The sequence below is a fragment of the Nocardia caishijiensis NBRC 108228 genome (assembly GCF_001612825.1).
Classification (GTDB): domain Bacteria; phylum Actinomycetota; class Actinomycetes; order Mycobacteriales; family Mycobacteriaceae; genus Nocardia; species Nocardia caishijiensis.
Genome location: NZ_BDBE01000041.1, coordinates 50,536 through 74,982, shown reverse-complemented (window position 1 = coordinate 74,982; position 24,447 = coordinate 50,536). Strand labels below are relative to the sequence as shown.

Sequence of the window (24,447 nt, the reverse complement as noted above, 5' to 3'; positions counted from 1 at the left end):
AGGTGAGGGTGCAACTCGAATGAAGACACTCGCGATCACTGCGACCGACTGTAGCCGTTCACACGCATCCCCCGCTCGACCGGCGAAACGGGAGTCTCCGGGTGTTGAACGGCGGTGGTTCGAGCCCGTGGAACCCCACCCCGGAGGTCGCGCGGGCTCGAACCGGCTCGTCAGAGCACGATGTCGGCGAGACGGTCGATCTGAGTGGGATCGGTGCCGTAGCAGTAGAGCATGACCTCGGATGCGCCGAGGTCATCGAATTGCCGGATGGCGGAGGCGATCTCCCTCGGCGTGGTGAGCATCGTGTCGGCCATGTATTCGGCGCGTCCGCTGAACTCGTAGTAATCGAGGACGGCGGCTCTGGCCTGGTCGACGAGATGCTGCGGGCCGAGGACTGTGTTGAGCTGGGCGACGATGCGCGGAGAACCGGACCGGCCGTGCCCGGACCAGGACTCGCGGGCCATCTCGAAGAGGCCGCCCGCCCAGGAGGGTGCGGCAGCGGCGAGGAACCCACCACCCCAACGCCCGACCCGGTCGATGGCGGCGGGCCGAAAACCGCCGAACAGCAGTTCGGGGCCCCCTTCGGTGGTGGGCGCGGGACCGATGGGACCACACGTGTCGCTGAAAGGGTCACCGGACCACAGGCGGCGCAGGAGCCCGAGTTGTTCGTCCAATCGGCGGCCGCGGGTGCCGATGTCGGTACCGCTCGCCTCGTGGTCGTCGTCGCGACCACCGACCCCGAGTCCGAGCACGAACCGACCACCGGAGATCCGGTCCAGCGTCGCGGTCTGTTTCGCGAGCAGCGTCGGCTCCCGCAAGGGTGCGAGCAGCACTTCGGTCTGCAGGCGGATATGTTCGGTGCGACCGGCGAGCATCGCCAGGGTGACCAGTGGTTCCGGGTTGTCGTAGACCAGGCGGTCGAGCAGCCCGAGGCTGGCGAAGCCGGCCGCTTCGGCGCGGACCGCCCACTCGGGCAGTGTGCCGGGATCGGCGATGGGAAGGCCGAGACCGATGTGCATGAAGTCCTCCGTCGGAGATGGGTATGCGTCAGTACGCCGCCCACTCCACGCCTGCTCAGATGAGGCGGGACTCCCACTCTGCGACTGTTGTTCTGGGGAGCGCCGATCGGATTGCGGCCACCTTACGACGATCGGCGCGAACCCCGCAACCTCCGACGTCGCGGGCGATCGGATCAGGGCAGCGGACGTAAGCCGATGGCGGTTCGATCGCTGACATACACGAAGCGGCCGTCGCCCTGAGCGACCGGTGTGCCGTCGGCGACGAGCGCGTACGGGTCGGCGTCGACGGCCCGAAACGGGATGTCCCACCGGGTTTCACCGGTGGCGGGATCGAGTGAGAGGAGGCCGTCGTGGTGGGTGAGCACGATCGGGTCGGTCGACGTGGCGACAGTTCCGACCGGGGTGAGCAGCGGCCGTCGCCACCGGCGCGCACCGGTGTGGCTGTCGAGAGCGGTCACTGTTTCCGAGGCCGGGTCGGCGAGCAGGATCATCTCACCGAGGACGACCACCACCGCCGAGTCCGACCTGTCGCCCAGATCGGGGGAGGTCCACAGTGCGGCACCGGTGCGCCGGTCGTGACCTCGGTCGCCGAGCACCACGGGAATCGTGTCGTCGGTCGGGTGATCGAGCACCGTGTGTTCGGCGGTGTCGGTCGTGGCCAGCGTCCGGCCCTGCCGGTCGAGGAGGTCGGCGCCGATGGGGCAGGAGTCGCGCCGGATCAGCGCGCCGACGAGTGCGCTCGACGCGTTGCACCGGGTGGCGGTCCAGGTCGGTGCGCCGGTATCGAGCGCGAAGCCCACCAGGTCACCGCTGAGCGCGAGGACGCCCTGGCCGTGGGAGACGTCGATGATGATGTCCAGCAAGACGTCCTCCCACGGTCCGCCCAGCGCGAACGGCGTGGTCCAGAAACGATCCGGGTGCGCGAGCGACCCGGCCCGGACGCGCACGTCGTCGTCCTCCGCATTGCCCTCGACCAGATACACGCGATCCGCGTCGGTGGCGATCGCGAAGGGATACCACTCGATCGATGTGCGGGTGTATTCTCCCGTCGCCAGGTCGTAGCCGACGACAGCGGCGCCCTCGGGATCGGCCGCGCTGAAACACACGAGCTTCCCGTCGACGGGAACCTCGCCACACCCGCCCAGCCCGGCGGCGGGTGCCCGCCAGCGGGTGGCGCCGGTGTGCGCGTCGATGCCGAACAGGGCCGCGTCGTCATCGGTACGGACCACGGTCGTCACGATGTCGTCCGTGCCGACGAAACCTGTACTGCCGGAATCCAGTTCAGTTCCGTACACCGGCGATCGGAAGGTCGCCTCGGGCGTACCGGACAACTCGGCGGCATGTACCGACCAGGCCAGACCCGGTGCGGCGTCGTTGGTTCCGGTGATCTTGCGGGTGGTGTCGACCGGTTGGGACAACACGACCACCGCTCCGGCGCCCGTGACCAGCGCGGCCACCGCGGCCAGGATCAACCCGCGCAGACCCGGCGTCGTCACCGGACCGCCGAACTCGAGGTGAGGGCGATCGTTTCGAGGTGTGTGAACGACAACGGTTCCGACGGCGCCTCGGCGGTGCTGGTGACGTCGATGCGGGTACCGCCGGGCGCGGTGAGGACGAGGGTTCGGGTGAATTCTTCGGCGGTGCGCCCGAATCGGTCGGCAGTGGTCCCGTGTTCTTCGCGCGTTTCGATGACGGCGCCCTCGGCGGTGGTCCGTGTGGCAGGGGTGTACCGGTCCGGGCCGGGCTGCGGGGGAGTGGTCGGCGTCGGCTGACCGAGGGCGATCGACACACTCAGCGTCGAGGCCTGACCCTCGGTGGTGACGCGCACCGTCTGGCACAGGCCGCCGTCGCCGAAGTCGCTCGGCCGCAGATCATCGAGTGGGCGGTCGGTGGTCACCCCGTCGAGTGCGTCGCGTAGGGCAGCGTTCACCCGGATCGCCGCCGCTTCGTCGAGCCGCGCGGAACTGTCCACGCGCACCTGGCACGGCAGCGGCGGTTCGAGGGTTCCCGGCGGGATCGGGTCGCCGACGGCGAGGCCCGGCGTGAGCACGACGGTGATCAGCTCGTCGACGGTGAGCGGTACAGCTCCCGACGGCATCGAACCGGAGGGTGCGTCGGTGGCGAGAGCGGTGACCCGGCTGCCGTCCGGTCGATAGGCGCTGACTCTGTGCGACAGCGTGCGGATACCGTCGATCTCCTCCCAGGTCTTCTGCAGGTCGATGGTCGAACCGTCCGGCACGACCCGCCGTTCGTCGAGCCAGCCCGCCGTGCACGCCGGGACCGGCTCGTCGGACTGTTCGACGGTCACCCACAGCGACCCGCCACGATCACCGCGGCGTAGGTCCGCGCTCGCACCGGTGAACCCGCCGAACGCGCTGCCGGGTTCCCCGAGTATCGGATCGAACAGCAGTGATCGGCCGTGCGGTCCGAATTCGACCACCACCTCGGTGGGCAGTGTTGCCCGCAGCGCCGTCGACATGGCGACGGCCTTCCGACCGGAGAACCACGGATAGGCGGGGTTGTCGTAGGAACCGGGCCCGAGGACGCTCCCGTACTCCTCGGCGGATGGAGCGTCGACACTCGCACAGCCCGGGATCTGCGTCGGGAACGTCACGGGTGCACGGATCCGCACCGGCGTCGTCGGCGTGGTGGTCGACGTAGCGGGCACCGAGGTGGTCGGTGCCGCCGTGGTGAGCTCGGGTTCGGGCTCGTGCAGCAGTCCACCGACGATCACCCCACCGGCGACCGCCGCGACACTCCACAACCCGACCGTCCACCCGGTGATCGCCCGCGAGGGCGTCCGCTCTGCCACTGGGCCTCCTCGATCGATGCACGCGCGCGGTGGCGAACCAGGTCGACTACCGCGCTTCCGATGCCGACATGAACAGCAGGCCCAGCATGCACCTCGACGTTCACAAGACGAAAATTTCGCCCTGGCAGCGCACGCTCTTCTCTTCGCCGGTGACGATATCGAACTCGTATTCACCTGCGGCTGCCATGAACTCGACCGAAATCGTCACCGGAGTATTGGTTATCGGCAGATCCTGTGCCCACAGGAAACTGGGGATTCGAACCCGGGCCGCAGGGTCGAATTGATTGCGCACAGTGATGTCCAGCCGTACCGGCACATCGCTCGAGATGGCGAGGAGGGTCGTGTCGCACTGTCCGAAGTTGTAGTCGAGTCGCACGATCTCGGCGGGCTCGCCCTCGAACGGATCAGCAGCAGCGATAGGAGCAGGTACGAGAAGGGCGACCGAGAGCATCGGAACCGTCAGGAGCGCGCGCATGATCGAACCCTACCGTCGTGAGACCTGTTGCAAGCCTGTGTATCTCGGACAGTAGCTGCTGTTCGGGTCGGGATACGCGGCATTGTTGCCCTCACTTCTGGGGTCTGGCCGGGCGACACCGAGCGTCCCGGCCGGACAGCTCAGCCACGTCCCGCTGTTCGTTTCCTACCCGAGCGGTTGATCGATTTCTCGACGGGCGGCGGGCGGCCACTCGAGGGTGTGCGGACCACCGGGGCCTCGGTTTGGCACTGTGTCGGCGACCGGGCTTAGGTTCATGGGGAACTCGCGACACGGTGCCGTCGTGGATGTGACGGCGCCCAGGGAAGGAAGACCATGGCTCAGGCTCGCGCCGAAGCGACAGGTTTCGCCGCATGAGCGCCGTCGTGCTCCTGCTGTTCATCGCGCTGGTCCCGGCGGTGATGATCGCTGTTCCGTGGTGGTTGCTCGTCGCCGCGCCCACCGGGCGACAGGGTGCGCGATACCGGGCCGGTAGCGTGGCCGCCGTGGTCGGCTACCTCTGCGTGCCCACCGCGTTGTTCCTGGGGCACGGGCCGCCCCAGCTCGATCTCGCGGCGATCGTCGGCGACTTCGCGCTCGGTGTGCTGTGGATCGTGTTCACCTGGTCGGTGATCGGTCTGATCGTGCGTGGGGTGCTGGTCCTCGCGCGGGTCGACAAGGCGCTCGCCTCACGGGTCGTCGCGCTCGCGGTGGTGGCGGTGTCGGTCGTGCTCACCGGGTACGGCGCCTATGAGGCGCGGCGGGTGCCGCAGGTCCGCACGGTCGACGTCGCGATCCCGGGGCTGGCGCAGGGTCTGGACGGACTGCGGGTCGTCGTCGTCACCGACACCCATTTCGCGGCGATCGACCGCACGGAATGGTCGAAACGGGTGGTCGAGGAGGTCAACGCGCAGCGTCCCGACATCGTCGGGATGGCAGGCGACCTCGTCGACGGTTCGGTGGAACGGCGCCGCGACCAGGTCGCGCCGTTGGCCGATGTGCGGGCGCCGCTCGGCCGGTTCTACATCACCGGAAACCACGAATATCTCGACGACGCGCAGGCCTGGATGGACCAGATGGCCGCGCTCGGATGGCAGCCACTGAACAACACGCACCGCACGGTCGATCGCGGCGATGACAAGCTCGTCGTCGCCGGTATCAACGACCCGACCAGCGTCGATGTGCCGGGCCACGGCCCGGACCTGGCGGCCGCGCTCGCGGGAACCGACCCGGCGCTGCCGGTCGTGCTGTTCGCCCACCAGCCCAAGCAGGTTTCCGACAGTGTCGCGGCGGGCGTGGAACTGCAGATCTCCGGGCACACGCACGGCGGCCAGATCTGGCCGTTCAACTATCTCGTGCGGCTCGACCAGCCGGTGGTGGCGGGGCTGAGCAGGCACGGCACCGGGACCCAGCTCTACACCAGTCGCGGCACCGGTTACTGGGGACCGCCGCTGCGGGTGTTCGCACCGAGTGAGATCACCGTCCTTGTCCTGCGCCAGGCTCGGTGATCGTCGGCCCGGTCACGGCAGCCTGATCAGATCCGAGCGAGCGAAGTCGACCACGGTTCGGCCGCGGCGACGGCCGCTCGCGCCGCAGTGGCGCAGATCGGTGCCGTGCAGGCCTGGCGTCTTCGCGTCCTGATCCCGGACGGAGGGCCGTATTCGGCACGCCTGATCGCAAAAATGCCTGACCGTTCAGTCTGAAAACGAATTAGTTCAATTGTTGTGCTCGGCAACACGTTTCATTGATAGGGTCGCCTGGCTGGGCCGTTACGCCCGGTGTGTCTCGTGGCACGAGGGAACAAGTGGCCGCGAGATGCGTTCTCCTGCTTCATGAATCGAGACCACTATGTTCGGAATGCGCACCCGGCACCTCTTGGCGGCGATCACGGTGGCAGCACCGTTGCTCGCGACTGCCGCGCTCTCGGCGCCCGCGCAGGCGGCGACCACCACCTGGACGGTCGTCAACCCCAACAGCGACGGGACCTTTTCGGCGGTGTCGGGGCCGTTGGTCGTGAAGAACAAGAGCGGCGCGACGATATTCACCTGTCCGAGCCTGATCTCCTCGGGCTCCCTGCCCGCGGGGACCAGGACGACGTCCGGGCTCGGCGCCATCAAGAGCACGAACCCGTTCACCTGCACCAGCCCCGACGGTACGGCGTGGCAGGGTGGATTCACCGCGGCGGCGGGCGCCTCGAACTTCACGGGCAAGTCCTACAACGCGGCCACGGGAACCACCTCGATCTCCAACGGCGACCTGTTCAATTCGATCAACCTGATCTTCCGGACAACCGTGGGCAACTCGTGCGCCTTCTGGACGCACCACACCTCGATGACCTACGCGAACGCCACCTCCACTCTCGCGGCGAGCACCGCCGTGGTGAAGGTGGCCACGAGCGAAGGGGGGACGCCGACCTGTCAGGGGCTGCTCACGCAGGGCGAGACGATCGGCTTCGCCACCGAGTACAAGGTGACGCCAGCGATCAAGATCACCGCCAGGGTGAGCTGACCTGTCGGGGGCGGCTGCCCGGGCGACCGGTTCAGCCGTGCCACCGGTGGTAGGTCCGGATGGCACCAGGATGCAAGGAGACCGTCCCGGTGCCGATCAGGAACTTGCCGTCGAGGAACTTGACGCTCGGGCGGCACCTCGAGCAGGTCGGCGATGATGATCGCGGGCAGTGGTGCCGCGAGATCCCGGACTGGATCGGGGTTTTCGTGGGGGAGCGCGTCGACGAGCCGCGCGGTGAAGGTCCGGCTCACCTTCCGGCGCAGCATCGTGTTATCCGGCGGATCGCTGGTCAACAGCACCCGCACGGCCGGTATCCGGGAGAACGCGGCGCTGAGCCAACGGGGCGGTTCGAAGGCGGGATCGAACGGATCCGAGCCGATCGCCGAAACCGCGGACGAGAACCGATGCGCGTCGCGGACCACGGTGCGCACGTCGTCGTAGCGACTGACGATCCACAGATCGGGACGGCGCGAGTGGTACACGGGAGCTTCCTCACGCAGCAGCGCATAGCTCGGATACGGATCGGCGATCACCTCGGGATCGTTGAAATCGAAAGCGCTGTCCACAGTGTCGCCCCCCATGGCGGCCGGAACAGATCGGCCCGGCGCTCGATCGGCCCGGCGGAATGGTGAGTAACATAACAGCCTTCGGTCGGCTCCGGAGTGTGTGCGAAAATCGTTGCCAGGCAATGAATCGTCGCTGTTCGGGCGATTCCGTCGAGCGGGTCGTCGACCGGATCAGAGGTCGAGCAAATGCGGCAATCCGGCGCGGAATCGGTCGGCGTCGACAGCTTTGGCGCCCGCGAAGACCGGCAGGTCGACCAGCGGGAAGCGGGTCGCCCGGCTGCCGGGGTCGTCGGCCGAATCGAGGACCGCGTTGGCCGCGGCGCGGCCGGATTCGTTTGCGCCCTCCATCGTCGCCAGGTCGATGTGGCTGCGGATGTGGTCGCCGCCGAAGTAGAGGTTCGGGATGGCGCAGTGCGCCTCGGGGCGGTTGTCGTAGGAGCCGACGGTGTTGACCAGCAGGGGAGTCGCGTTGTGGATGCCGTCGGCGGACCAGGTGATGCCGGGATCCAGGTGCCAGGAATGGATGTCCTCGTCGCGCAACCAGTCGGTGCCGGTGTTGAGCCAGGTCTTCAGCTGGGCCCACACCTCCGTCGCGATCTCCTCGGCGCCGCACTCCTTGGCCGTGCGCCCGTAGCGGAGGCCGGGGGTGTCCCAGTCGGAGATGTCGACCGACAGGCACTCCACGACGGAGCCGTCGCCGTAGGTGGCGGCGAAGTCGCCCACCCACATGGGTGCCTGGCGCAGCGCGGTCAGCGCCCACGGTGACCCCAGCGCGGCGATGTGCCCCTCGGGCATATGGGTGGGACGGCGCAGGAAGTACTGGATACCGACCATCCAGTCGGTGACCAGATCACGCATCCCCGCCAAGCGCGGATCGGCGTCCAGAATCGCCGGGCTCAGCAGGTCGACGACCCGGTCGACCGGCATGGCGCAGATGTAGTGATCGGCGGTCACGGTCGTGGTCCCGCCGGTGCCGCTCACCGTGGCCGACTCGATACGGCCCCCGGCCAGCCGCAACGCGCTCGCCCCCTGACCTATGACGAACCGGACGCCGAGGGAACGCAGATACGCGACCCACGGATCGATCCACGCGGCGTTGGTCGGCCGGTTGAGAATACGGTCCACGCCGCCGGAGAACTCGGGGACGAGCCCGGTGCCCGCCAGCACCAGTGCCTCACCGATGGTGCCGATCGTGCGCGCCGAGCTGGTCTGCGGTTTGGCGGCGACGGTGATCCGGGTCAGCGCGTTCACCAGATATTTGCGATAGGCGGGTGACTTGCCCTCGGCCCGCATGATCTGTTCCCAGGTCACGTATTCCCACTGCCCGAAGCGTCGTTCGGTGCTCGAGGTGAACCACATGGTCATCTGTTTGGCGAAGAACGCCAGTTCATGGGCGGGCAGATCGGGGATGAACCGCAGGGCGCCGATGATGCTGTTCTGGATCACCTGCGGGGTGAGCTGGGTGACGCCGCCGAGCTCGACCGGTAGGAAGATCGGTGCCGTGTTCTCGAAACCGGCGACCGTGCCCTCGACCCGCACGAGGTTGTCGAGTACCCCGTTCGGGTTGCCGGGGAACGGGATTCGGCTCATCGTGTCGGGGACATTGCGGTAGCAGCCGGGGAAGAAGCGGAAGCCGTGTTCGCCCGGCAGATCCTGCCTGCCGGGGCCCGCGGTGCCGGGGACACCGAGACTGCGGGCTTTGCCGCCGAGATGGGCCGGTTCGTAGACGGTCACGTCGTAGCCGCGCTCGATCAGTTCGTGCGCCGCGCTGAGCCCGGCCATCCCGCCGCCGAAGATCGCGACCGTCTTGCCCGTGGTCCGTAGCAGCGGTGATCGCGGGCCGGGGGTGGCGGCGGACGTGGGGGCTGCGACGGCCAGCGCGGCACCGGCGGCCAATCCGGCGCGCAGGGCGGTGCGACGAGTGAAGGTGAGCGGGCTATCGGACATGCTGTGCTCCAGGTGCCACAGAGGTGAGCGGTGTGTGCGTCGACGGCGCCACACGAGGGGGATTGCCACGCAACGTGGTTCGCGTGATCTGACGTTCGGCGATGCCGTCGCGGACTTCGCGCGCCATGTCGGCGAGCACGACGGGCAGCTGACCGCGTTGGTGACGCAGCGCGTTCCAGCCCAGCCGCAGCGCGCGGGACGGGGTGTAGAGATCGGTGGGTCGGCGGGTGCGCGAGAAGATGCCGGTGGTGATCTCGGCCAGTTCGGTGTCGACCTCGGCGCGCCGGTAGAGCTCGATCTCCAAGGGCCGCATGGCTTCGCCCCGGGCGAGTCGGTTGGTCCAATGGAAGATGTCGCGGCATTCGAGGATCCGGGTGCGTTCCCACTGCGTCAGAGCCGCATCGAGGACTGCGGGTTCGTCCAGGATGTCGGCAACCGCTTCGGCCAGCGTGCGACCGTAGTGCAGGGCGTCGCGGATGCCCTGCGCGGTGACGGGGTCCTTGAAGTGGCCCGCGTCGCCGGGCAACGCCCAGCCGGGGCCCGCGGACCGGCGGAAGTAGGAGGCGATGCCGACGGCCGAGCGGACGCGTCCGACCCGTTCGCAATTGGCCAGGCGATCGGCCAATGCCGGAATCCGTCGCACCGCGGCGGTATAACGTCGCTCCGCCTCGCCGGGCCCGAGCTTGCCGTCTGCGCACGGCGGCTGCACCAGACTCAGCACGAGGCCGTCGTCGCACGGGAACGCGGTGCCCAGATCGGCACCGACGCGCCACTGCGCGGCGATGTGGCGTGGTGCGTCGGGCGAGTCGCGCCAGTAGGCGAAATAGCAGTCCCGGCCGCTCGGCACGGTCAGGAACGGTTCGTGCGCGCCCACGGCGCGGGCGACGGTACTGCGCCGCCCGTCCGCCCCGACCACCAGCGCGGCCCTGATCTCGGTGACGGTGTCGGAACTGTCGCGGTATCGCACCCCCGTGCAACGGTTTCCGTCGAACACCACTGATTCCACCCGGCACCGCTGCCGCACGTCGGCGCCCCCGGCCATCGCGGCCCGCGCGAGCACGCCGTCGAGTCCGGTACGCCGGACGCACATCGCGTAGTCGATGTCATCGACAGGTCCGAACGTCGAACCGATGCCGAATCCCGCGCCCTCGGCATACGCGTGGGTCAGTCGGGGCGCGCCGAGGGCGGCCACTTCGGCGAGGACGCCCAGCCGCTGGAGTTCGGCCATGCCCGCGGGCCAGAGCAGATGCGTCGACAACGTATCGGAGGGCAGGGCAGCGGCATCGAGGACGATCACCCGTCGACCCGCTTCGGCCAGAGGCAGTGCCGTCGCGGCACCGGCGCAGCGCGCGCCGACCACGACGACATCGGCCGACTCGATGCGGGGGACGGGGGAATCAGTCATGCGAACCGCCTCGGTCATCGAGTCTCGGACACTGTGTCCGATAGAATGATGAGGTGCGTCACACCCGGTGTCAATAGCGCACGGCGACAACATGTTTGCCGGGCATCCGGCGCCATCGAGAGTTCCCGGCGGACTGCAGGCACAATGAGGGCATGCCCCCAGCACACGAGCGCGACGCCCAGCAGGGTCCGGGGTGCCGATGCCCTCGCTGACGCGCGTCCCGCGATCGGCCCGCAAATCCTCCGACGATCGGCGGGTGGAATTCGAGCGCCGGGTCCTGCGCGCGGTCGAGGACCTGCTCGACGACGGCACGCCCTACACCGAACTGGCCGTGCAGAAGATCGCGGCCGCCTCGGGTGCGGCTCGATCGACCTTCTACCGCTACTTCCCGGACAAGAGCAGCCTGCTGATCCGGATGGCCGAACTGGCCACCGCCGACCTGTTCGCGGCCGCCGAAACATGGTGGCGCGCGGAGCACACCGACGAACAGGCCGGTGTTGTCGCGGCGATCGGCACGATGATCGGCGGCTTCCGCGCGCACCGGTACCTGCTGCTCGCCCTGAGCGAGGTCTCGGCCTACGACCGTGCGGTGGCACGCTATTGGCGCACCAGGGTGGCGGGTTTCGCCGAACTCGTGCGCGCCCGTCTCGACGCCGAGCGTGCGGCGGGCCGGGTCGCGACGAACCTCGATCCATCGACGACCGCCCTGGTTCTCACCTCGATGGTCGAACGCACACTGACGGTCGCCTTCGCGACCGACACCGGCATCAGCGACGACGACCTGGCGGCATCGCTGGGGCGCGCCATCTGGCTCGTCGTCTACGGCGACGCGCGACCGACGAACTGACCGGTAGACCGACGGCCGAAGCCGTCATCCACGACGCAGGTGTTCGTGCGCGAGGGCAAGGTCGTCCTGGCTTACGACGACAGGGAACGTGGTCCGATCGTCGACAGACTGACCTACGCCACGCCGGATTCCCTGGTGAGCCCGAAGTCGGCGGTGACCAAGGATATCGGCGGCGACCGAACTGTTCGGTATCTGGTGATACAGGGAGTCTCGTGATCGAGTGCCGCGCGGAGCGCGGAAACGGACGTTGCTCCGCGTAGTCTCGGTCTCGTGCCGACTGGTGGGAGCAAACAGGTTCGCGCGGCTCGCAAGCGCAAGAAGCGGATGGGCCTCGTCGCACACGACCTCACCGACGCGCAGTGGGACGCGCTCGAGGCATCCTGGGGTGGTTGCGCGTACTGCGGTTCCACCGTCGCGTCGCCGCAGAAGGATTGCGTGCGGGCCATTTCGCGCGGTGGCCGCTACACGCTCGCCAATGTCGTGCCCGCGTGTGCCTCGTGCAATGCCAGCAAGTGCAATGCCGAGCTGACCGGCTGGTTGCGGCGCAAGAAGCTCGACGAAAGCTCGTTTCTCGTGCGCCATCACGAGATCTCGACCGAGCTGACCGCCCGGTTCTGTTAGGAGCGAACTGTCCGGCGTACGCCTCGGGGAAACAGGCTGTCCCACAGTCGTGCCGGGGTGCGTTCGGGATCCATCAGGTCGCTTTCGGCCAGCGGGCTGGCTTCGTCGGCGACGGTGTCGGGCTCGAATCGAACCAGGGTCCGACCTTCCCCGCGCAGCGTTTCCACGGTGCGAAGCAGTGAGGACGTCTCGGCGAGGGTGGCGTCGAACTCGGCCGGGTCGACGTCGAGGTGTTCGCACAGCAGACGGCGGCGGATCCCGAGAATCGTCTCGCGCAGGAGCTCGGCGTCCCGGGTGGTCGGGGTGACCTCGACGGCGAGATCGCATTCGGTGTCGAACCCCATCGACCGGTTGTTGAGGTTGGACGACCCCACCCGCAGCAACCGATCGTCCATGACCAGCACCTTGGCGTGCACGTAGATGTGCGCGCCGTCGTCGGTGACCGGGTAGTACACACCGAGTCGGTGCTCGACGTCGGCCTGCCACAGCAGGTGCAGAAGGCGTCGGCGGGCGCCGTCCATGGCCAACTGCTCGAGCCAGCCGTCGGCGTGGCGGGGCAGGACCAGCACGATCTCCGGGCCGTTCGGCTCGCGCAGGCGGTCGGCGATCGCCTGCGCGAGGGTGCGCGAAGCCAGGTACTGGCTCTCGATGTACAGCGATCGGGTCGCACCCGCGATCGCCGCGAGATACAGCGCCTCGATCTCACGGACCTCGGCGCGGTCGGCGAGTTCGGGAAGGGTCCGGGCGATCCCCACATCGACGGACCGCATCGTCGGCTCCAGGCCCTCCGGCCATGGTGTTTCCCCGGCGATCTCGTCGACCGGCCCCAACTCCTGGCCGGTCGCCGCCTGCCACCTGGCTCCGGCCAACTCACCGATCGCCTTCGCGGCGGCGCCGTCCACCGCGGTGGTCGCATCGTGCCACGGGCCGTATCGTCGGCCGTTCGGCGCGGTGCGGTAGCTGTTGTCGTCGCGGTGGTCGCTGGTGTCCCAGCGGTCGACGGTCATGTCGATGCCGCCGCAGAACGCGAGTCGATCATCGATCACGATGATCTTCTGATGGTGCGCCGAGCCGACCGGGTGCGCGCCGTCGATCTCGAAGTGCAGCCGCCGGTCGGTCAGCCAGTTCGCGACGAAGATCGGTGTCATGCCCCGGGTGATCGCCGCGAACGCTCCGACATTCCATTTGAGCAGGTAGATCTCGAGATCCGGCCGGTGCTTCGGCAGCCAGGACAGGAATTTACCCAGTCGGTCCGGTCCCTCCAGGGTCTGCCCCTGTGGTTCGAACTTGATCCGGGTGTCGAAGTCCCAACCGATGAGCACGATGCGCTTGCGCGCCTGCAACATCGCCGACTTGGCGTGGCGGAAATAGTCGGCCGCGTCGACGATGCAGGCCAACCGATCAGCCTGGGCGATCTGCCAGCAGGTCTCGCCGGGAGCGAGGACTGGCCGCTCGTCGCTCATGCGTGGTCCCCCTCGTCAAGCCTTCGATCCGCGAACGATTCACGATACTTGCCGTACCCGGCACCGGCAGATCGACCTCGGACGCGGGCTGCTCGCCCTCAGGACCGACGATCCTGAGCCAGGATTGCGTCGAGCTCGTCGAGTCGCGTGCGGACGAGCGCCTTCTGTTCTCGCGCGGCGACGTATTCCTCACCGTCGGCCGCACTCCCGTCTCGTTGCACGTGTTCGATCGCCTCGGTCAGTTCGGCATGTCTGGCGGTGAGTTCCGCCCGTTCTTCCCGCAGTCGACCCAGCTCCGCGTCGGTCCACGTCATGGCTGCCTCCTCATGGGTTCGGCCGGTGTCGGGTCCGTGGTCAGTGGTTCGGCGTCTGATCTGTCCGGTCGTCGGTCCGAACCGGCTTCCGGTCGGGGTCTAGGCGGTCCGCTCGTTCCGATTCCTTGTGCAGCTGGGCTCGCGACTCCGCGACGTCGCTCTGGTGGAGCTGGGCCTGCTGGGCCAGCTGTTCGGCCTGCGCCGCTTTGGCATCCGCTTCGGCCTGTGCCGCCCGGCTCCTGGCGGCGAGCTCCTCGGCGCGCGCCTCCCGCTGCCCGACCTCGAGCTCCTGGCCTGCCACGCGGTCCCGGATCCCGGCCGCCTCGATACGCCGCCGCGCACGTCGCCTCCGATCGAGCGCCGCGACGAGCGCGACAAGTGCGGCGACGATCAGAACCGCGACGACGATCGTGACGATCCAACTGGTGGTGCTCATGTTCTACTCCTCGCATCCCGCCCCTGCTGTCCCTACTTCACGGGGACTACCCACCCTGTGAAAGACAAACGACCGGCCGCGCGACGGAGGCGAAGACGCTAGCTGGAACCGCTGGGGAAACCTGCCGAGCCGCTTCCGAGCTGAGCGTCACCGGTGACCTCGAGGACGAGCGTCTTGGTGGACGAGCCCTGGGTGGCCACGATCGTGTAGGTGCCCTTGGCCGGTGGACGCCAGGTGCCGCGCAGCGCGCTGCGTTGCCGGTCCGGGTAGTCCAGGCGTTCGGCCGAATCGAGCTCGCGGCCGTTGATCGTGAGGGTGGCGGGCAGGGCGTAGTCCGCCCCGAACATCCGGGCCATGACGGTGCAGTTGGCGCCGACGTAGTCGCAGGCGACGGGCATCTCGCTGCCCCAGGCGTAGATGGTGATGTCCTCCACTTCCGCCGAGGCGGTGGGAGCGAGGGTGGCCGGGAGGATCAGGGCGCCCGCCGCCAGCGCGGTCAGTCCTGCGATTCGCATGGTTCGTCCTTCGCATCGGTGTGGTCGGCTCCAGCGTGGGGCCGGGGCCGCGTGAAGCGGTAGCGTTCCACAGTTCGCGCGGGGTCGGTACCCCGAAAACCCACGGCTTGACCACGGTTTCGCTCGACCGAGTGATGCGCTCCGCAAGGTTGCACCGGGTGCCGAATCCGACCGCGCGCGGTGCGCCCGGCACCGCTTGCGAATCGTGTGTGGCAGGGCCGCACGTGTCCGCGCCGTCCGCTCACGGCGCGGCCCGGCGTGTGCCCGTACTCTGTTGAGAGCCTGCGTGTTTGGCGGCCACAGCCCGTAGAATGGAGCCCGATGGACCACTCGGACCGTTTCCCTCGTCCTGTTCCAGTGACGGTGCCGAAGCTACTGGTCGGTTTAGGGGCGGTATTGGTTGTCGCCGCGGCGATCGCGTCCTTCACCTTCACCTCGACCCTCGCCGGGGTGGCGGGGGTGCCGGAGCATCTGACGTGGCTGTGGCCGCTGGTGGTCGGGCTGACCGTCGCGCTGGTCGCCTGCACGTTCATCACCCTGGTCGGCATCCGCGACGAGAAGGCCACCTCCCTGGTGCGTTTCTACGAGTTGTTGCTCCTCGTCACCGTGCTGGCCAGCATCTGTGGCAACGTCTTGTCCATCTCCCGCGACCCGATCCAGATGGGAACCCTGGCGACGGCCATCGTGGTGTCGGTCCCTCCGGTCTGTCTGATGATCTGCGTCGGCAACTGCCTGCTGCTCACGGCGGTCGTCCCCGTCCGCATCGTGGCCTCGATCCCGCAGGACGACTGGCGGCTCCGGGTCCTCGGCATACCGAGCGCACCGACGGCGTCGAAGGACCCGGATTCCGCCCAGAGCGACAGCGCCTCCTGGTGGGACCAGCACCGGAACGAGGCGAGAACCCCGCCCACAACCCCGCGAAGTCGCACCTGAGCCGTGAGTTCCGTCTGCGCCCGGCCCGCCGCCGGGTTGCAGTTCATGAAAATTTGCAGTTTGTGCTAACTTGGCTGGCATGCCTTCGGAGTCGGCCAAGCAGCCCTCGATCGGTCTGCGCGAACAGAAGAAGCAGCGAACGCTGGCCGAACTGTGCCTCGCCGCACGGCGATTGGCGGTCGAGCACGGTCTGGACGCCACGAACGTCGACGACATCGCCAAGGCTGTCGGCGTCTCGCCGAGAACCTTCTTCAACTACTACGACACCAAGCTCGACGCGGTGGTCGGCCCGGTCGGCGACATCGGCACACCAGAAGCCAGGCAGGAATTCGTCGCGGGTGGTCCGACCGGTGTCCTCATCGAAGACCTCACCTGGCTGCACGCCGCAGGCTTCCAGCGCGACAACGAAGTGCGCGAAGGTATCTCGCTGGTCACCAAGCTGATCATGGCCGAGCCGCGAGTGCTCGCCGCCTTCATCGCCTCGGGCGCGCGCATGGAAGCCGCCACCGCCGAACTCCTCTCGGCCCGGCTCGGCGCCGACGTCGACCCCGAATTCGCCTCGCTCACCGCGGGAATCATGACAACGATCACCACGCGGGCGGCGATGTCGCTGGCCGCGGCTGCGAACGGGTCCCTCGCCTCGGCCCTGCACGAGCACTGCGCCATGGCCGCCCGGCTGTTCGATCGCCCGGGCGACACGACAAGGGAGACCTACCCATGACCACGACGGCTGACGCGCCACCGGCCCCGATCGTCCTGACCCAGAAGCGGATCTGGCTGATCTTCTCCGCCCTCATCGCGGGCATGTTCCTGGCCAGCCTCGACCAGATGATCGTCGGCACCGCGATGCCGACCATCGTCGGCGAACTCGGCGGGGTCTCCCACATGGCCTGGACCGCCACCTCGTATCTGCTCGCCACCACGATCGTGATGCCGATCTATGGCAAGCTCGGCGACATGTTCGGCCGTCGCTGGCTGTTCCTGTTCGCGATCACCGTCTTCACCGCGGCCTCCGTCGGCGCCGCCGCGTCGACGGGCTTCTGGGAGTTCATCGCCTTCCGCGGCCTGCAGGGTGTCGGCGGCGGTGGTCTGATGATCTTGGCGCAGGCCATCATCGCCGATGTGGTGCCCGCCAAGGACCGCGGCAAGTACATGGCGCCGATGGGCGCGGTCTTCGGTATCACCTCGGTCGCCGGACCGCTGCTCGGTGGTCTGTTCGCCGACCATCTCGACTGGCGCTGGTGCTTCTGGATCAACGTGCCGATCGGTATCGCCGCGCTGTTCATCGCCTTCCGCTACCTGAGCATCCCGAGTCATCGGCCCAGGTTCCGGCCCGACTACCTGGGCATCGTGCTCATGTCGAGCGCGACCACGCTGCTGATCCTGATCACCGACTGGGGCGGCAAGCAGTACGAGTGGGGCTCGACGGTGATGCTGTCGATGATCGCCGCGTTCGTCGTCGTGGTCGCGGCGTTCGTCTTCGTCGAATCGCGCGCCGAGGAGCCGATGCTGCCGCTGTGGCTGTTCCGCAATCGCACCTTCGTGCTCACCTCCGTGATCGGGTTCCTCGTCGGCTTGGTGATGTTCGCCGCGATCGGATTCATCCCGACCTACCTCCAGATGGCGACCGGTACCTCCGCGTCGGTCTCGGGCCTGCTGTTGATCCCGATGATGGTCGGCATGATGCTCACCCTCATCACCTCGATGAACGTGATCACCAAAACCGGCCGCTACCGGGTGTATCCACCGATCGGTGCCGCCCTCATCGCGGTCGAAATGCTGTGGTTGACCCGGTTGGCCGCCGACACCTCGATGTGGGTGGTCTCGGCCATGCTGTTCGTGATGGGCGCGGGCCTCGGCCTGATCATGCAGATCATCGTGCTCGTGGTGCAGAACGCGGTGACCCCGGACCAGATCGGCACGGCGACGAGCGCGAACAACTACTTCCGTGAGATGGGCGGCGCGCTCGGCATCGCGATCTTCGGTTCCATCTTCACCAGTAGGCTCACCGAGAACCTCACCGGTGCTTTCCAGGCGAACTGGCAGGAAGCGGCGGCGGCGAAGATCGACCCGAGCGGGTTGATCCCCTCGGTGGTCAAGAACCTGCCCGACCAACTCCACGACGCGATCGTCGGCGCCTATGTCGACGCGCTCGTCCCCGGATTCTGGTACCTGATCCCCGGTGCGATCCTCGCTTTCGCGCTCGCGTTGTTCATCCCGCACCTCACACTGTCCGACGAGGCGGGAATGGTCGCGCGTGGCGAAGCCGTACTGGCCGAGGAGAAGCCGGACCTCGTCGAGGAAGGCTGAGCATCCGCGCGGCGTGGGTCAGTCGTCGATGCGCAGTTGCGCGCCGAGAGCGGCGAAGGCGGTCGGGGTCAGCCCGAACATCGCGCGGAACGTATCGCTGAAGTGCGAGGGCGAGGCGAAGCCCGCGTCGGTGGCGGCGCGCGTCAGGTCGTGACCCGCCGTGAACGCCTTCGCCACCCGCAACATGCGCGCCCATTGCACATAGCGGCGGAAGCTGGTGCCGGTCTGATCGGCGAAGATGCGCAGGAAATACGAGGTGGAAAGACCGGCGGCGCGCGCCTTGTCGGCCGCACGTTGCTGCTGTGTCGGGTCGTCGCGGATCGCCGCGGCCACGGCGGCGATGCGCCGATCGCCGACGGTCGGCACCGGAACACTGGCCAGGTCGAGGACCCGGTCGATATCGGGGTCGGGGGAGTTGCCCAGGTCGATGAGGACGGCTTCGTTGCGCTGATCGGCGCTGAAGCCGTCGACGATGCGCGACATCCCGCCGAGACACCGTGCTACCCGTGACGACGTGGGGTCGAAGAAGCAGAACAGCCTTCGCCCGTCGGTGTCGAGAATGTGGTGGGTGACGCGGGCGCGGAACAGGAAACTGCGCGCCGTGATATCGGGAATACCCGCCGCGCGAACCCGGAACGGCCCGTCCAGGCCGACCCCGAGACTCGCCACAGCGGTCGAATGCGGCCCCAGCGCCATGCCGGGACCGATGTAGACCGCGTGCCCGAGGCGCAGCCACAGCCGTGCCGGTGCGGTCGCCGAATCGGGAGCGCACGTTTCCGGAAGTGCGGGCAACACCATGCACGCGACCATACATCCACGCCGACCGGCGACCACCGAGCGAGATGTGGAGCGGACAATGACGAAACCTTTCGAACTGCACGAGGTCACCGTCGACGGGGCAGTCCTGCGTTATGTCGATGTGGGACAGGGTGATCCGCTGGTACTGCTGCACGGTTGGCCGGAGAGCCACGCGGCGTGGCGGCATCAGATCGGGCCCCTGTCCCGATCGGCGCGGGTGATCGCTCCCGACTGGCAGGGCTGGGGTGCCTCGGCCCGTGACCTCCGATTGAGCTGCGACTACGACACCGAGGTCGATCGCATCGGGCGCATGTTCGACGCGCTGAACCTGGACCGGGTCGATCTGGCCTGCCACGACTACGGCGGCTTCCTCGGTCTCGGGTTCGTGCAGCGATACCCCGAGCGGGTCCGGCGCTTCGCGATCCTCAACTCCCGGGCTCATCGCACCTTCACCACGCCCTACTATCAGCTGTTCGGCCTGATCTCGGCGCTGGCGCGACGTCCGCTGCTCCGCCCGATTCTCACCGCACGAACGATCCGGATCGTGCATCGGCTGGGGCTGGCGCAGTTCGTCCGCAACGGTTCGTTCGACACCGAACGGCTCGACGCCTACCTCGACTTCCTCGACACCCGGGAAGGCCGCCGGTGGTATGCCCACTTCTGGGCTGGCTACAGCGTCCGGGTGCGCCCGGAACTCGCGGCCGGGCTCGGTGCGGTCCGCTGCCCCACCTCGGTGATCTGGGGCGACCAGGACCCGGCGATCCCCTTTCGCTACGCCGAGGACCTCGCCGCCGCGATCCCGGCGGCGGATCTCGTGCGGATCCACGGCGGGCACTTCATCATGGAACAGCGCCCCGCCGACGTCACCGCGGCACTACAGGCGTGGTTGCGGCGCCCCGCTGTGATCACCCGGAACGCGGCTCACCACACGGAAAGCCGACTCCGGTGAGCTCCTCCGACGCCATCCACAGGCGACGCGCGAGCTCGGCGTCGCTCGACGCCCACGACGAAACCGGCTTCGCCCGCCCGCCCGCACACCGCGCCGCGGACGCGCTGGCCGCGGCGCTCGTCGACGACCCTTCCGACACAACGGATTCGAACTCTTGACCTCGAGTGGAGTAGAGGTTCGAGACTGTGGTCATGCGAGTGATCAGAGTCGGCCGTTTCGGCGGCCCGGACGTGTTGGAAACGATCGAGAATCTGCCCGACCCGGAGCCGGGCCGAAACGAGCTCGTCGTGGATGTGGTGGCGATCGGTGTGAGCTGGCTCGACACGCGGATCCGGGCGGGGGAGGGGCCGGATGTGTTCGCGGTGACACCGCCCTTCGTGCCCGGCAGCGCCGTGGCGGGTACCGTCCGGGCGATCGGCCCGGCCGTCGACGGCGACCTGCTCGGCGCGTCCGTGGTCACGCACGCGATCGGCGGCTACGGCGGCGGATACGCCGATACGGTGCTCGCCGCGGCGGACGCCACCTTCCCGCTACCGCCCGGCCTCGATCCACACACGGCCGTCGCCGTCATCGATGACGGCAGCACTGCCCTCGCACTGCTGGAAACGACGCCTGTCGGACCCGGGGACGTGGTCCTGGTGGCGCCGGGTATGGGTGGACTCGGAAGTCTCCTGGTCCAGCTGGCCGTTGCGGCCGGTGGTCGGGTGATCGCGGCGGTGCGGGGAGCCGAAAAGGCCGCAGCGGCACGGGTATTGGGGGCAGACGTCGCGGATTACGCAGTGCGGGATTTCGCCGAGGAGGTGTTGCTCGCCACGGGAGGCAGACGACTGGATGTGGTGTTCGACGGGATCGGTGGCGCAGTGGGAGCGGTGTGTTCGGCTCTCGTCGCCGACGGCGGGAAGTTCTCCGGGTACGGGATGACCAGCGGGGCGGAGGCGGTCGTCGATGATGCGACGCGACAGCGGCTGACGACGGCGGACATGTCACAGCTGCCCGGATTCTGGCCCGACACCCCGCGACGGGTGCGTCACGTGCTCGCCGAAGCCGCCGCGGGTCGGCTGAACCCCGTGATCGGGCAGACGTACGAGCTGGCCGACGCCGCTGTCGCGCACGCCGACATCGAGGCGCGGCGAGTCGTCGGCAAAAGCGTGTTGGTGCCGTGACTCGCGCGATCACTCGCGGCCGGGCTCGTCCTCGGAAAAGGTTGTACAACCGCACGACTCGCCTCGGTGCAGCGTGACCGGCATCGGTGCCCGGGTCGCGCGGTCGGGTTCGGTCGGATCGAGGACGTCGCCGATCGCGCGGGCCGCGATGACGTCGATCGGTTGCATGACCGAGGTGAGAGTGATCTGCCCGAACTGGTTGGCGGCGCCACCGTCGAAGCCGACGATGCGAACATCGCCGGGAACGCGCGGACCGGCGTCGGTGACCGCGCGCATGGCGGCAGCGGCCTGACCGTTCGTGCCGACGACCAAGGCCTGCGGTGCGGTATCAACCGCGCGCAGGTGTTCGCCGACTGCTCGATACGCGCCCGCGGGGGTGAGGTCCGTCCGGATGACGGTGCCGTCGATGACCGAGGCGAAACCCTCGTACCGCTGAGCGACGGTTTCCCGATCCCCGTATTCCACGTCGGTCGCGGTGAATCCACCGACGAAGGCGATGTCGCGACAACCGTGGACCTCGACGAGATGCGAAGCGGCGAGCCGCCCTGCCGCCACGTGGTCGGCGCCGACCAGCGGGGTCGGGGTGTCGACGGTTCCCCGTCGGTTGTGCACCCACGCGACGGGCACGCGGGCGCGGCGGCATACCGCGCTGATCTCGGGGGTGTTCACCGCGCCGACCACGATCAAACCGTCGATGCCGACATCGGTGAACGCCGAGGCGAACTCCAGCTCCCGGTCGGGGTCGTAACCGGTGTTGCCGATCATGGTCAGGTGCTCGTGGTCGCGCGCCTCGATCTCGAGCCGCCCGGCCAGCGCGGCATACAGCGGCAACGTGAGATCGGGAACCAGTAGGCCGAGTTGGCGCCACTTGCGCGGCCGCCGTAGTGCCCTGGCATTGCGGTCGGGGCGGTAGTGCAGCTCGTCGGCGGCGGCCAGAACTTTGGCTCGCAACGCGGCGGACACGGGGCGAGGTCCATCGTTGAGGACATAGCTCACCGCGGCGGTCGAGACGCCCGCCAGCGTCGCGACATCGGCGAGAGTGGGCCGTCTGGTCGTCACATTCGCTCCATCATCGCGGGTCGCACCCGAGTTGACGCGGGTTTCACTCATCCCGATTCCTACCCTGTCCAACGCCGTATTTCTGCTTACGCTAATCGATTAGACACGTTACCGGCGCGACCCGCCGCCGCAATAAACGACAGGTGAAGTAGACGACATGTCCTACGTACGACTCAGCGGAGTCACCCATCACGAACCCGGCAACGCCCATGACAGCTACATCCTGTTCACCGGCGCCGACTCGATCACGCGCCTCATCGATCTCGCGGGCACCGTGGTGCGGGAGTGGCCGTTCGCCGGAGTTCCTCCCCGCATCATCGACCCGGCCCTCAACGGCGGCCGCATCGGCGACATCGGCGTCCAACTCAGTGAGAGCGGTGACGCCCGAGGCGGGATCTACGCCAACGGCACGGTCGGGCAGCTCACCTGGGCCGGTGACACCGTGTGGGAATGGGGTACGCAGGCTCCCGGCGGTGCCGCCCGCCAGAACCACGACTGGGAACTGTTGCCCAACGGCAATCGCCTGCTCCTGGTGACCGTGCCGCGTGTGGTGCCCGACCTCGGCGCGATGACCGTGGGTGACCAGGGGTTGTTCGAGGTCGATCCCGACGGCGCCGTCGTCTGGCAGTGGCTCGCCGGTGACCATCTGCACGAATTCGGTTTCAGCGAGGCCGGGTGGGAAGCGTTGCGCGCCACGGCCGCTCGTGATCCCGAAGACCCCTGGGGCTACCTGGAGATGAACAGCGCGAAGTCCCTCGGCCCCAACACCTGGCACGACGCGGACCCCGATACGGTGTTTCGGCCCGACAACATCCTGGTCAGCTTCCGCAAGGCCGACATCATCGCCCTGATCGACAAGACATCCGGTGCGATCGTCTGGCAGCTCGGCCCGTATTTCGACGAGGTCCCGGGCGCCCAGCATCAGCGCATCAACGTGCACAAGGTGCCGCGCCCGGTCGATCAGATCTCGGGCCAGCACAATCCGCACATGATCGCGCCGGGACTGCCGGGAGCGGGCAATATCCTGGTCTTCGACAACCAGGGTGGTGCGGGCTATCCGCCTGCCCCGCTCGGCATCTACGCGGGCTCGCGCATCCTCGAGATCGATCCGGCGACCGAGCAGATCGTGTGGCAATACACCGCCGAGGACTCGCGACGTCCGTCGTGGACGTTCTTCAGCTCCTTCGTGAGCAACGCCCAGCGACTGCCCAACGGCAACACCCTCATCACCGAGGGCATGCGCGGCCGGATCTTCCAGGTGACCCCGGACGGCGCCGTGGTCTGGGAATACCACAGCCCCTACGAGGGCTACGGCGTCGCGGGCGAGCCCGAGGTTCGCGAACCCCGCGTCCCCGGGGTCGATCGGTTGACGCTGACGCCGCTGGTCTACCGAGCGCAATCGGTTCCCTTCGACTGGGTCCCCGACGGGGCGGCGCAGGCGGTCGACGGGCGGGCGACGACATGACGACCGGTGTGGGGACCGCGACCGCGGTCGATCCCGCGACCACGAAACGTCGGCCCCGCCGTGGCACCGGGACACCGATCTGGGTCGGGCGCTCGAAGACGCTGGGATGGACTGTGGTCGGGCTGGGGCTGGCCGCACTCGGCTGGACACTGGTCGCGGCCAGTGGGCGATTCCCCGCCGAACTGTTCCCGGCACTGCCCCAGGTCGCGCGAGCCGGGTACGGTCTGTGGCTCGACGGCCTGCTGGCCGACGACATCGTCGCCAGTGTGCGTCGTGCCGCGACGGGATTCGGCATCGGCGCGCTCGCGGGCATCGTCGCCGCCGTGCTGACCGTGACCACCGCCACCGGGCGTCGACTGCTCCAGCCGGTGCTGCGGCTGCTCGCTCCGGTCCCGACCATCGGGCTCGTTCCGCTGGCGATCCTGTGGTTCGGGCTCGGCGAGGACAGCAAAGCGCTGGTCATCGCACTCGGCGTCTTCGTGCCGGTGTGGATCAACAGCCACACCGGCCTGTCCAGCACGCCGCAGGACTATCTCCAGGCTGCCCGTTGCCTTGGCGCGGGGCGGCGCCAGACCCTGCTCGAGATCGTGCTGCCAGAAGCGGCACCCGACATCGTCTCCGGGTTGCGTGTCGGCGCGGCGATGTCATTCGTACTCATCGTCGTCGCCGAGATGACCGGCACCACGGCGGGCATCGGCTACCGCATCTACCAGTCGCAGATGTTCTCCCAGGCCGACCGGGTGATCGCCTGCCTGATCGTCCTCGGAATCATCGGCGCCGTCTGCGATCTCGTGATCGCCTCGTCCACGGCGCCGTTGACGAAGTGGTCGGAAAGAGAGCACTGA

26 protein-coding genes are annotated in these 24,447 nt (G+C 68.2%); 13 read left to right on the top strand and 13 right to left on the bottom strand.

Translation table 11 applies throughout. The features are described 5' to 3' along the window. Positions 1 to 170: 170 nt before the first annotated feature. The 4 genes from NC7_RS23820 to NC7_RS23805 all read right to left on the bottom strand — a co-directional run bounded on the left by NC7_RS23820 (position 171) and on the right by NC7_RS23805 (position 4,306). Complete coding sequence (locus tag NC7_RS23820) at positions 171 to 1,019, bottom strand: LLM class flavin-dependent oxidoreductase (protein ID WP_067986849.1); 849 nt, start codon at positions 1,017 to 1,019, stop codon at positions 171 to 173. Between the two features lie 173 nt (positions 1,020 to 1,192). Next, positions 1,193 to 2,515, bottom strand: a complete 1,323-nt coding sequence (locus NC7_RS23815; RefSeq protein ID WP_067986847.1) for an outer membrane protein assembly factor BamB family protein — start codon at positions 2,513 to 2,515, stop codon at positions 1,193 to 1,195. Next, positions 2,512 to 3,831 carry a hypothetical protein gene (locus NC7_RS23810; protein ID WP_067986845.1) on the bottom strand — a complete coding sequence of 440 codons (1,320 nt, stop codon included), beginning with the start codon at positions 3,829 to 3,831 and terminating at the stop codon, positions 2,512 to 2,514. The genes NC7_RS23815 and NC7_RS23810 overlap by 4 nt, the downstream gene beginning before the upstream one ends. Positions 3,832 to 3,931: 100 nt before the next feature. After that, entirely contained in the window at positions 3,932 to 4,306 is a 375-nt protein-coding gene (locus tag NC7_RS23805; protein ID WP_067986843.1) for a hypothetical protein, read from the bottom strand. A 371-nt stretch (positions 4,307 to 4,677) separates the two neighbouring features. On the opposite strand from NC7_RS23805, the gene NC7_RS23800 reads away from it, so the two are divergent. Together NC7_RS23800 and NC7_RS29360 are read left to right on the top strand one after the other, a co-directional pair. Beyond that, positions 4,678 to 5,811 (top strand): metallophosphoesterase, encoded by a 1,134-nt coding sequence (locus NC7_RS23800; RefSeq protein WP_067986842.1) that lies wholly within the window; start codon positions 4,678 to 4,680, stop codon positions 5,809 to 5,811. 349 nt (positions 5,812 to 6,160) lie between these two features. Further along, positions 6,161 to 6,811, top strand: coding sequence for a hypothetical protein (locus tag NC7_RS29360; protein ID WP_157102154.1), 651 nt, complete (start codon positions 6,161 to 6,163; stop codon positions 6,809 to 6,811). On the opposite strand, the gene NC7_RS23790 is transcribed toward NC7_RS29360, so the two are convergent. The 3 genes from NC7_RS23790 to NC7_RS23780 all read right to left on the bottom strand — a co-directional run bounded on the left by NC7_RS23790 (position 6,721) and on the right by NC7_RS23780 (position 10,729). Beyond that, complete coding sequence (locus tag NC7_RS23790; protein WP_157102153.1) at positions 6,721 to 7,377, bottom strand: cytochrome P450 family protein; 657 nt, start codon at positions 7,375 to 7,377, stop codon at positions 6,721 to 6,723. The genes NC7_RS29360 and NC7_RS23790 overlap by 91 nt on opposite strands. Positions 7,378 to 7,548: 171 nt before the next feature. Next, positions 7,549 to 9,324 (bottom strand): hydroxysqualene dehydroxylase, encoded by a 1,776-nt coding sequence (locus tag NC7_RS23785; RefSeq protein ID WP_067986836.1) that lies wholly within the window; start codon positions 9,322 to 9,324, stop codon positions 7,549 to 7,551. Beyond that, complete coding sequence (locus NC7_RS23780; RefSeq protein ID WP_167352452.1) at positions 9,314 to 10,729, bottom strand: NAD(P)/FAD-dependent oxidoreductase; 1,416 nt, start codon at positions 10,727 to 10,729, stop codon at positions 9,314 to 9,316. Before NC7_RS23780 ends, NC7_RS23785 begins: the two co-directional genes overlap by 11 nt. 256 nt (positions 10,730 to 10,985) lie before the next feature. On the opposite strand from NC7_RS23780, the gene NC7_RS23775 reads away from it, so the two are divergent. Genes NC7_RS23775 through NC7_RS23770 form a run of 3 tightly spaced genes read left to right on the top strand, consistent with a single transcriptional unit; the run spans position 10,986 to position 12,197 of the window. Further along, complete coding sequence (locus tag NC7_RS23775) at positions 10,986 to 11,576, top strand: TetR/AcrR family transcriptional regulator (RefSeq protein ID WP_236573666.1); 591 nt, start codon at positions 10,986 to 10,988, stop codon at positions 11,574 to 11,576. Positions 11,577 to 11,621: 45 nt separating this feature from the next. Beyond that, the gene (locus NC7_RS29355) at positions 11,622 to 11,792 is read left to right on the top strand and encodes a hypothetical protein (RefSeq protein WP_157102152.1); all 171 of its coding nucleotides are present in this window, start codon (positions 11,622 to 11,624) and stop codon (positions 11,790 to 11,792) included. Positions 11,793 to 11,846: 54 nt separating this feature from the next. Beyond that, positions 11,847 to 12,197, top strand: coding sequence for an HNH endonuclease (locus NC7_RS23770; RefSeq protein WP_084458747.1), 351 nt, complete (start codon positions 11,847 to 11,849; stop codon positions 12,195 to 12,197). Here the strand turns inward: NC7_RS23770 and NC7_RS23765 are convergent. From NC7_RS23765 to NC7_RS23750, 4 genes are all read right to left on the bottom strand, one after another. Next, the gene (locus tag NC7_RS23765; RefSeq protein ID WP_067986833.1) at positions 12,194 to 13,660 is read right to left on the bottom strand and encodes a phospholipase D-like domain-containing protein; all 1,467 of its coding nucleotides are present in this window, start codon (positions 13,658 to 13,660) and stop codon (positions 12,194 to 12,196) included. The genes NC7_RS23770 and NC7_RS23765 overlap by 4 nt on opposite strands. A 98-nt stretch (positions 13,661 to 13,758) precedes the next feature. Then, a complete protein-coding gene (locus NC7_RS23760) occupies positions 13,759 to 13,974 on the bottom strand; it encodes a hypothetical protein (protein ID WP_067986831.1) in 216 nt (71 codons plus the stop codon). 40 nt (positions 13,975 to 14,014) lie between these two features. After that, positions 14,015 to 14,410, bottom strand: coding sequence for a hypothetical protein (locus NC7_RS23755; protein WP_067986829.1), 396 nt, complete (start codon positions 14,408 to 14,410; stop codon positions 14,015 to 14,017). Between the two features lie 98 nt (positions 14,411 to 14,508). Then, on the bottom strand, positions 14,509 to 14,925 hold the full coding sequence (locus tag NC7_RS23750; protein WP_067986827.1) for a hypothetical protein: 417 nt from the start codon (positions 14,923 to 14,925) through the stop codon (positions 14,509 to 14,511). A gap of 321 nt (positions 14,926 to 15,246) precedes the next feature. Here NC7_RS23750 and NC7_RS23745 point away from each other — a divergent pair, with 321 nt between their 5' ends. From NC7_RS23745 to NC7_RS23735, 3 genes are all read left to right on the top strand, one after another. Beyond that, on the top strand, positions 15,247 to 15,858 hold the full coding sequence (locus tag NC7_RS23745) for a DUF2637 domain-containing protein (RefSeq protein WP_157102151.1): 612 nt from the start codon (positions 15,247 to 15,249) through the stop codon (positions 15,856 to 15,858). Positions 15,859 to 15,937: 79 nt separating this feature from the next. Beyond that, positions 15,938 to 16,579, top strand: coding sequence for a TetR/AcrR family transcriptional regulator (locus NC7_RS23740; RefSeq protein ID WP_067986824.1), 642 nt, complete (start codon positions 15,938 to 15,940; stop codon positions 16,577 to 16,579). Beyond that, positions 16,576 to 18,168, top strand: a complete 1,593-nt coding sequence (locus NC7_RS23735; RefSeq protein ID WP_067986822.1) for an MDR family MFS transporter — start codon at positions 16,576 to 16,578, stop codon at positions 18,166 to 18,168. Before NC7_RS23740 ends, NC7_RS23735 begins: the two co-directional genes overlap by 4 nt. Positions 18,169 to 18,186: 18 nt before the next feature. On the opposite strand, the gene NC7_RS23730 is transcribed toward NC7_RS23735, so the two are convergent. Then, positions 18,187 to 18,966 (bottom strand): helix-turn-helix domain-containing protein, encoded by a 780-nt coding sequence (locus tag NC7_RS23730; RefSeq protein ID WP_067987003.1) that lies wholly within the window; start codon positions 18,964 to 18,966, stop codon positions 18,187 to 18,189. A gap of 58 nt (positions 18,967 to 19,024) precedes the next feature. Here NC7_RS23730 and NC7_RS23725 point away from each other — a divergent pair, with 58 nt between their 5' ends. Genes NC7_RS23725 through NC7_RS23720 form a run of 3 tightly spaced genes read left to right on the top strand, consistent with a single transcriptional unit; the run spans position 19,025 to position 21,078 of the window. Beyond that, positions 19,025 to 19,915 (top strand): alpha/beta fold hydrolase, encoded by an 891-nt coding sequence (locus NC7_RS23725; RefSeq protein WP_067986820.1) that lies wholly within the window; start codon positions 19,025 to 19,027, stop codon positions 19,913 to 19,915. Beyond that, positions 19,912 to 20,073, top strand: a complete 162-nt coding sequence (locus NC7_RS29350; RefSeq protein ID WP_157102150.1) for a hypothetical protein — start codon at positions 19,912 to 19,914, stop codon at positions 20,071 to 20,073. Before NC7_RS23725 ends, NC7_RS29350 begins: the two co-directional genes overlap by 4 nt. 33 nt (positions 20,074 to 20,106) lie before the next feature. Continuing rightward, a complete protein-coding gene (locus NC7_RS23720) occupies positions 20,107 to 21,078 on the top strand; it encodes a zinc-binding dehydrogenase (RefSeq protein ID WP_067987001.1) in 972 nt (323 codons plus the stop codon). Positions 21,079 to 21,087: 9 nt separating this feature from the next. On the opposite strand, the gene NC7_RS23715 is transcribed toward NC7_RS23720, so the two are convergent. Next, positions 21,088 to 22,137, bottom strand: a complete 1,050-nt coding sequence (locus tag NC7_RS23715) for a LacI family DNA-binding transcriptional regulator (RefSeq protein WP_236573664.1) — start codon at positions 22,135 to 22,137, stop codon at positions 21,088 to 21,090. Positions 22,138 to 22,294: 157 nt separating this feature from the next. Here NC7_RS23715 and NC7_RS23710 point away from each other — a divergent pair, with 157 nt between their 5' ends. After that, entirely contained in the window at positions 22,295 to 23,602 is a 1,308-nt protein-coding gene (locus tag NC7_RS23710) for an aryl-sulfate sulfotransferase (protein ID WP_067986816.1), read from the top strand. Beyond that, positions 23,599 to 24,447, top strand: coding sequence for an ABC transporter permease (locus NC7_RS23705; RefSeq protein ID WP_067986814.1), 849 nt, complete (start codon positions 23,599 to 23,601; stop codon positions 24,445 to 24,447). Before NC7_RS23710 ends, NC7_RS23705 begins: the two co-directional genes overlap by 4 nt.